Source organism: Spirochaetota bacterium, from assembly GCA_004297825.1.
Lineage (GTDB): Bacteria > Spirochaetota > UBA4802 > UBA4802 > UBA5368 > FW300-bin19.
The window spans coordinates 125,760-134,047 of record SCSX01000093.1 but is presented as its reverse complement, the minus strand read 5'-3'; the positions used below and the strand labels follow the sequence as shown (position 1 = coordinate 134,047).

Below are 8,288 nucleotides of genomic sequence, written 5' to 3'. Positions count from 1 at the left end.
TTTACGGAGGTTGTTATGACACGTTTTCTCATTTCCCTTATTCTCACCCTCGGATCAATTTTTCTGGCCCTTTTTACCGAAGGCATCAACCCGATCATGTTTCTCGGCATATCGGCGTTTATCGTTGTTGCCGGAATCCCGATCATATCTTCGTTTGGCGTCTGGAAAGCCAGCGAGGTCCTTGCCGCCTGGAAAGATCCCTTCTCGAAGAAAAAATCCGATAGCCTCGCCGTTTCGCTCAAGGTGCTCGAGTTCCAGGAAAGATTGCTCTATATTTCTGGAATCACAGGCACGATTCTGGGGACCGTCGCCGTCCTCTATACCGTGCAGTCGCTGCACACCATGGAAAATATCTGCCGCAGCTTCGCTTCCTGCCTGATTTCTTTATTATACGGCCTTCTCCTGGCAACCATTATGCGCATACTGCGCGCGCGAATCGAATATGCGATGACCCGGTGACGCCCCGGGGGGCAATGTACTGTGCGGCGCGGATTCTATCCGGATTTTCAGGGGCGCCCGCACGCCGGTATATCGGCCCCCCAAATTATTAAAAACCGACGGGAACGGACGGTTCGAGTAAACATACATGAAGTTCGAACAGGTGCGTTTCGCCGGGCAGTCATTCTGCCGACAGACGGATATATTTAGATTTACAGAAATCTTCTCTCGGTGTATGCAGGGCTTGTCTCGTGTATATGCCGCACCCCAGGAGAGCATCATGACGAAGTCCGCGCGCGCCCCCGAGGAGGTCGCCCGGGTCAGGGACGGAATTCTCAACAAGGCGCTCTCGATAATCGTGCAGGAGGGATTCCCCGGCCTCACGATGCGGCGCCTCGCCGAGGCGACGGAAATGACCGCGACCAACCTCTACAATTATTTTTCGAACAAGGACGAGATATACCTCCACCTGGTGATCATGGGCTTCGAGAAGCTCCATGCCGAGCTCCAGGCCGCCTACCGGAGCAGCGACGATCCCGTCGCCCACGGACGCGCGATGATCGACGCCTATTTCCGTTTCGGGCTGGAAAACCCGCAGTATTACGACATCATGTTCAGCTTCCCCACACCCAAATTTGACGACTACAAGGGCACCGCGCTCGAACACACCGCGGCCCTGGAAATGGAGGCCGCCGTAAGGGTCGTGGATCTCGTCATGCAGGCGATTCGCGAGGGCATCCCGTCCGCGATGACGTCGCGCCGCACGCTACAGAACCGCCTGGTCGAGCTGTGGAGCCTGCTGCACGGCATGATCACGCTCCGGCGCAGCCGCATCCTCGAGTACGTCGACCCCGACCTCGACAAGCGCTACCGCGCCGTCGTCGACGAGCTCATCGCGCGCATGCTCGAACGCCCCGGGGGGCGCCAGGAGTGAGGCGCGGCCCGCGAGCAGCGCGGGAAATTAAATTGCGCTGCCCCGGCGCCCGCATTATACTTACTTTTAACCCAATGAACCGAAAAATGACATCCGGAATACCCTCGCGGCCGTCAAGGCCCGTGGTGAGGGCATTTTATCCCGCACTGATCGCGGGGCTCACAATCATATTCTCTTCAATTCAGATCACGCACCCCCCCGCCGCGCACGCGCAGGAGCGTACACCCCTCGTTGTCGGGATCGACAGGGATTATCCCCCGTATGCCTGGATCGACCGCGACGGAAAGCCGCGCGGGCACGGCGTCGAGTTCATGCGCCTGGTCGCCCAAAAGGCCGGCCTGGAAATTTATTTTCGGGGCGACACCTGGGAGCGCACCGTCGCCGCGCTGGAGCGCGGCGAGGTGGAAGCCATAATCGGCATGCTCTACACGGAATCGCGCAGCAGGGTCTTCGACTTCAGCCAGCCGTACGCCATGGACACGGCGGTCATCTTCGTGCGCAGGGATTCCGCGATACGGGATTTCCGGGGCCTTGACGGGCGCGACATGGCCATGCTCCGCGGCGACGCCCTCGTGGAATCGTTTATAAATAATCACGGGCTCGATGTGCGCCTCACCTACTACGATACGCACCCGGGTGCGCTCAGGGCGCTCGGCGCGGGACTGCACGATGTCACCATCGCGCCCTACCAGGTGGGGATGGAGGCAATCCGCCGCTACGGGCTCTCGAACCTCACGGACAGGGGACCGGCGGTCAATACGCTTCCCTACCGGGTAGCGGTGAAAAAGGGGAACACGCGAATCGGCGCGCGCATCAATGACGCCGTCGATGCGATAAACCTTTCACCGGCAAGCAGCGAACTCAGGGACACGTGGCAGCGCTACCGGCGCGAGGAGTTCACCTGGCACACGATTTTACGCTACCTCGCGATCGTCATGGCGCCCCTGCTCGTGATCTTCCTCGTATCCTGGGTTTACTTTCTGCAGAGGACCGTGCGCCGCCAGACCGCCGAGATAACGAGATTCCACGACACGCTGCTGCGCCAGGCAACCATCGACTCACTCACGGGAATTTCCAACCGCCTGCACTGGCACGAGCGTGCCGCGAAGGAATTCGCGAAATCGACGCGCCGCGAAACGCCGCTGTGCGCGCTCATGATCGACATCGACGACTTCAAGGCGATCAACGACACCCGCGGCCATGACGAGGGCGACCGCGTCCTGGAATGGACGGCCGCGAAAATCGTCGAGTCGCTCAGGAACTACGACCTGCCCGGCCGCTACGGCGGGGAGGAATTCGTGGTCCTGCTCCCGGACACCGGCGCATCGCAGGCGGTCGCGATCGCCCAGCGCATCCGCGCCTCCATCGAATCGGGGGCCCGGGCGCAGGAAGGGAAACCGGTCACGATCACCGTGAGCGTGGGCGTGGCGGAGCTGGTACCCGCCGACGCGACGCTCGACATGCTCGTCAGGCGCGCCGATTCCGCGATGTACGAGGCGAAGCGTCAGGGCAAAAACAGGGTTGCGCTGCGCGCCGATACCGCACCTCCCGCATGACGCCCATTTTTTTCTTTACATAATGGAGAATCATTCAAATAATCGGTTTCCGGTTCAATCGACGCGCGGACCGCGGGCTTCACCACTGTCCCGTTCGCATTTCACCGCGCGGCCAAATCTGACCATGCAAGGAGCCTTCAATGACATACAGGATCGCACTCTACCCCGGTGACGGCGTGGGGCCCGAGGTTATCGCCCAGGCGAAGAAGGCGCTCGACGCGCTGGGCCTCCCGATCGAATACCGCATGCTCGACTGGAACACCTCGCTGTACGCGAAAACCGGAAGCTGCGCGCCCCGGGATTACCTTGAGCAGCTTCGTCCCTTCGACGCGATCCTCCTGGGCGCGCTGGGCAACGCGAAGAACGCCCCGGATCACGTGGCCGTGGAGCCGCTCCTGGGCATGCGCAAGGGCTTCGACCAGTACGTGAACATCCGTCCCGCGCTCCTCTACGAGGGCGTGGACTGTCCCCTTAAAAACGTGAAGCCCTTCGAGATCGACATGGTCGTTATCCGCGAAAACACCGAGGGCGAGTACACCACGCTGGGCGGCAGGCACTACGTGGGCACTCCCCACGAGGCGGCCATGCAGGTAAGCTATTTCACGCGCATGGGGACCGAGCGCATTCTCAGGTACGCCTTCGAGACCGCGCGCGCGCGGAAGCGGAAGCACGTCACGAGCATCACCAAGTCCAACGTGCTCAAGTACGGCATGGTGTTCTGGGACGGACTCGTGGAGGAGATCGCCCTCGACTATCCCGACGTGAGCTTCAGCCACATGCTGGTGGACGCCGCCGCCATGAATCTCGTCCGCTCGCCGCAAATGTTCGACGTCGTGGTCGCCTCGAACCTGTTTGGCGACATCCTTACGGACATCGCGGCTATCGTGATCGGCGGCATGGGGTTCGCGGGGAGCGCGAACCTGAATCCCGCGCGCGTGTTTCCCTCCATGTTCGAGCCGGTCCACGGTTCCGCGCCGGACATCGCGGGAAGCGGGAGGGCGAATCCCATCGCGGCGGTGCTCTCCGCGGCGATGATGTTGGAGTTCCTCGGGGAATCCGCGGCGGCCTCGCACATCACGAAGGCCGTCCAGTCGCACCTGGCGGAGGGAAAAGTAAAAACCCCCGACCGCGGCGGAAATAACACTACGAGTGAGGTGGGCGATGACATCCTCGGAAAACTTGAAAGGGGCTGAGTCCGAGTACGCCGGCTGCATGGCGCCGGGAACCGTTGTAAAAGAATATTACGTCAATACCTCGGACGGGGTGAAGCTCCGGGTCATCGATTTCGTTCCCAAAAAGGACTCTCCCGGAAAGCCGGTGGTACTCTTCGTGGCGGGCTGGATTTCCCACATAGCAGGCTGGAAGGACGTGCTCAGGGAGATCACGCCGCATTTCCGGACCGTGTACATGGAAACGCGCGAGAAGCGATCCTCCGTCATCCCCAGCCTCAAGGTCAGCTTCGCGATGGAGCGCCTTGCGCTCGACATCAACGAGGTGATCGCAGAAACCATCCCGGAGCGGCGCGGCTTCGTGATGTCGGGAAGCTCGTTCGGGGCTACGGCGATCTTCGAGTACCTCGTGCTCGGCGCGCGTGAGCCGCTGTGCTCCGTGCTCATCGCGCCTATCGCTCACTTCAACTTTCCGCGCTTTCTCGGGGTGGTCGTCCCGGCCCTGCCCCCCCGGCTCTACTTCATCGCCAAGCCCATCGTCAAGTGGTACCTCAGGAACTTCAGGCTGAACGTCAAGGCCGAGGCGGAACAGGCACGCAAGTACGACGCGACCCTGGACGCGGCCGACCCCTACAAGCTCAAGAAGAGCGCCCTTTCCGTGCGGAATTACGACGTGTGGGACAAGCTTCCCCTGATAAAAAGCCCCGTGCTCATAATCGGCGCCATGCACGACACGCTCCACGAAACGGAGCAGGACGAAAGAATCATGCGGCTTCTTAAGCGCAGGGAATACCGCGAGCTCGCGAGCAACAAGGAGACCCACAGCGCGAAGGCGGGCGCGCTCATCGCCACATTCATCGAGAAGAAGGAATACAAGGGCCTCTAGGGGCGGTTTTAAGTGCTTGATCTTTTACCCCGTGACACGTACCTTATCCGGTAGACGCTACGACTGACCGGGGGAAACGAACGATGACGCTCTGCAGGGTTGAGGTGGCGAGCATTTACCTCGATGAAAGCACGGGATCGCCCATCGTGGTGTTGAAAGACACCGCCTCCGACAATGTCCTCCCTATCCTGATCGCCCCCCTTGAAGCGAGCCTCATCGCGATCGAGCTCGAGGGCAAGCGCCCCGCGCGTCCCCTCACCCATGACCTCATCGCCAGCATACTGGCGGCGCTCCAGTGGTCCGTGGAATCCGTGGTCGTCGAGGATCTCAGGAACAACATCTTTTACGCAAAAATAACGCTTGTGTCCGGTGAGACGCGGCTCGAAATAGACAGCCGCCCCAGCGACGCGATCGCCCTTTCGCTGCGGACCAGGTCGCCCATTTTCGTACGCAAGAAGGTGTTCGCCCTCGCTATGGGGATCGAGCAGGCCGTGAAGAAAATGGACGAAGAGACGTTGCGCGAAATGCTCGAAGATATGGAGATTGACGATGCGGGCGGGAAGATGATGTAGACCGCACCCTGCAATTTCCATTGCCGCCCGCCCCGCTCGAATACAACGCCGGAGGACCCAATGCCCGCAGAAGCCGACATCCGGAACGACGCAACCACGACGAACGAGCTCATCCGCGAGCTCACCGAAATCGACACCAGGCTTGACTCGTACATCGACACCACCATGTGGATCAGCGATCCCCACGGCGCGGGGGACCGGTTCGTCTCCATCCTCAAGGGCCGGTTCGGGCTGGTATGGCGTATCTGCGCCGAGGCCCTCCCCAAGACCTTTTCCAGCGAAAAAATCGAATACCTGGGACGAATAATCCGCAAAGAGAAATTTTTTTCCATAGAAACCTATTTAATGGAAAGGCAGGACGTCATCTCGGCCCTCGTGAGGATCATCCAGTACCGCGTGCAGAGCATCCGCGACTTCGACATCGTGCGGGGAACGCTCAACCGCCATCTCCGGCAGACGCTGGAAAACCTGATACTGGGCTTTCCCGTCCCTAACATCATCTACGAAAACGACATCATCGCCGATAAAATCATCAGCTCACTGTGCAAGATCGTGAAACAGGTGATACTGGGAAACCTCATCGTGCTGGGCGACATCTTCGACCGGGGAGACGAACCCGACAAGATTGTGCGCATCCTGAACAGTTCCGAGATACGCCCCTTCGTGCGCTTCGTATGGGGCAACCATGACATCCTCTGGATGGGCGCCGCGGCGGGAAACCGCTCCATGATCGCGGAGGCGCTGCGCATCAGCGTGCGCTACGACAACCTGGAATTCCTGAAGCGCCTGGGAATCGACATAACGCGCCTCGTCGAGTTCGCCCGGAAGCTCTACCCCGGGCCCATCACGGGACTCTTCAAGGCGAAGACGGAAATTTCCCGACGCCTGGAAAAGACGCTCGCGGTGATCCAGTTCAAGCTCGAGGAGGAGACCATACGCGCTCATCCCGAGTTCGGGATGAGCTCCCGGCTCGTGCTGGAGAAGCTCGCCGCGATGCTCGAATCCGGCGACACCGCCGGTCTCACCGACACGCATTTCCCCACCCTGCGGCTCGACGATCCCACCGCGCTCACCGCGGAGGAAGCCGAGGTCATCGACGACCTTGCGCGCCAGTTCACGGGAAGCGAGCGCCTCAAGTACCTCATGCGGTTCTTCTTCGAGCAGGGGACCATGTACCACATCAATAACTACATACTGAACGTCCACGCGCTCATCCCGAGCACGGCCGACGGGGGCTTCGAGGAATTCATGGGATACCGGGGCAAGGCCCTCTGCGATTTCGTGCAATCCGTGGTCAAGAATATCGGCAAAAACTACTTTGAAGGACGTGCGCAGGACGGGGACGAGCTTGCGATCATGTTCTACCTCTGGTGCGGGCCCAAGTCGCCCTTCTTCGGCAAGAACGCGATGAAGACCTTTGAAAGATACTTTTACGCCGACAAGGCGTCCCATAAGGAAAAGCTCCTGTACTGGGGCGAAAATTTAAAGAAGCCCGCATTCATCGATATGCTTCTGAATGAATTCGGCGTGCGCAGGATCGTGTACGGGCACCAGCCGGTCGACATCTCCAAGGGCGAGAAGATCGCGTCCCCGGACGGTCGGGCGATCAACATCGACGGCGGCTTCTCGCACGCGTACCTGAACCGCGGGCACGCGCTCATCCACACGCCGTATTCGCTTTACGCGATCATCCTTCCCACCCCGGACGAAATCCGCGAGGCGCGTCAACGGCGTGAGCCCGCAAAGCTCATGATCGAGACGATCGACACGTTTGAGAATCCCCTGCGCGTAAAGGATACCTACAGCGGAAGGCTGCTCATGGAGCGCCGCAACGAGCTCCACGCCATGCTGGAGCGCCGCCGCGGCGCGGCGCGACCTGAAGATTGAGGGCCGCACCCTATAAAAAATAAATTTGACTTTCTTGCGATTTCTTATTACTTATTTGGAATACTCGGGCGCGTTGCGCGACCCGGACGAAAGTTCCATATTAAATTTCTGGAGGCCTTACTTTATGAAGATCATTCGGTATCTGGCGCTTGCACTGGCCTTGGCGGCGTTCGTGCCGGCGACAAGCTATGCGATCGTTGACGCGGGTATCTACGGCGGTTACTCGTTTTCCGGCGAGATCGATGCGGGTTCGCTTGCGTCAGGAAAGACCACGACCGGTTGGGAATATGCATTCATTGGCCACGTGAATTTCGATTTCCTCGCGATATTCAACCTGGGAATCGGCGCTTTCTACCAGAATGCACCGCTCAAGTTTGACGTCGGCGGCGAAACCATTAAAGTCGACAACGTCACCATAGGACCGGATATTTACCTGGAGCTTGACCTTCCGGTGATTCCGATTCACCCCTATGTCAGGGGCGGTATCGCGGCGTATAATAAGACCACGATCGATTTACCCTCTAGTATCGGAAACGATGTCACCGCAAAAAAATATTTCAGCGCATACTATTTCGGCCTGGGGGCTGCGCTCACAATCTTCCCCTTCGTACAGATATTCGGCGAGTACATGTATAACTATGCAAACCAGGAAAAGGATGTCACCCTGAGCGGCAACGCCGTTCACCTGGGCGCACGTCTCAATATTTAAATTCGATTCGTAAAACAGGAACCGATCCAAAACGCACGTAGAGACGTCCCGGCGGGACGTCTCTACGTGCGTTTTGGGCGCGCGATCTGCGTTTTGGGCGCGTTGTCTGCGTTTTGGGCGCGTTGTCTGCGTTTTGG

Annotated in this window: 8 protein-coding genes; all 8 read left to right on the top strand. The window is 59.5% G+C overall.

The annotated features are described in order from the left end of the window. Nucleotides 1-15 precede the first annotated feature (15 nt). The 8 genes from EPN93_21415 (at nt 16) to EPN93_21380 (ending at nt 8,151) form a co-directional block, all read left to right on the top strand. On the top strand, nt 16-459 hold the full coding sequence (locus EPN93_21415; GenBank protein ID TAL29650.1) for a hypothetical protein: 444 nt from the start codon (nt 16-18) through the stop codon (nt 457-459). A 127-nt stretch (nt 460-586) separates the two neighbouring features. Further along, the gene (locus tag EPN93_21410) at nt 587-1,372 is read left to right on the top strand and encodes a TetR/AcrR family transcriptional regulator (protein TAL29649.1); all 786 of its coding nucleotides are present in this window, start codon (nt 587-589) and stop codon (nt 1,370-1,372) included. A gap of 74 nt (nt 1,373-1,446) precedes the next feature. Next, a complete protein-coding gene (locus tag EPN93_21405) occupies nt 1,447-2,928 on the top strand; it encodes a diguanylate cyclase (protein ID TAL29648.1) in 1,482 nt (493 codons plus the stop codon). A gap of 140 nt (nt 2,929-3,068) precedes the next feature. Continuing rightward, complete coding sequence (locus EPN93_21400) at nt 3,069-4,121, top strand: 3-isopropylmalate dehydrogenase (GenBank protein TAL29647.1); 1,053 nt, start codon at nt 3,069-3,071, stop codon at nt 4,119-4,121. Beyond that, nucleotides 4,090-4,983 carry an alpha/beta hydrolase gene (locus EPN93_21395; protein TAL29646.1) on the top strand — a complete coding sequence of 298 codons (894 nt, stop codon included), beginning with the start codon at nt 4,090-4,092 and terminating at the stop codon, nt 4,981-4,983. The genes EPN93_21400 and EPN93_21395 overlap by 32 nt, the downstream gene beginning before the upstream one ends. 83 nt (nt 4,984-5,066) lie before the next feature. Further along, complete coding sequence (locus EPN93_21390; GenBank protein TAL29645.1) at nt 5,067-5,555, top strand: bifunctional nuclease family protein; 489 nt, start codon at nt 5,067-5,069, stop codon at nt 5,553-5,555. A 60-nt stretch (nt 5,556-5,615) separates the two neighbouring features. After that, nucleotides 5,616-7,442, top strand: a complete 1,827-nt coding sequence (locus EPN93_21385; protein TAL29644.1) for a fructose-bisphosphatase class III — start codon at nt 5,616-5,618, stop codon at nt 7,440-7,442. 124 nt (nt 7,443-7,566) lie between these two features. Continuing rightward, nucleotides 7,567-8,151, top strand: coding sequence for a hypothetical protein (locus EPN93_21380; protein ID TAL29643.1), 585 nt, complete (start codon nt 7,567-7,569; stop codon nt 8,149-8,151). The last annotated feature ends 137 nt before the right edge of the window (nt 8,152-8,288 follow it).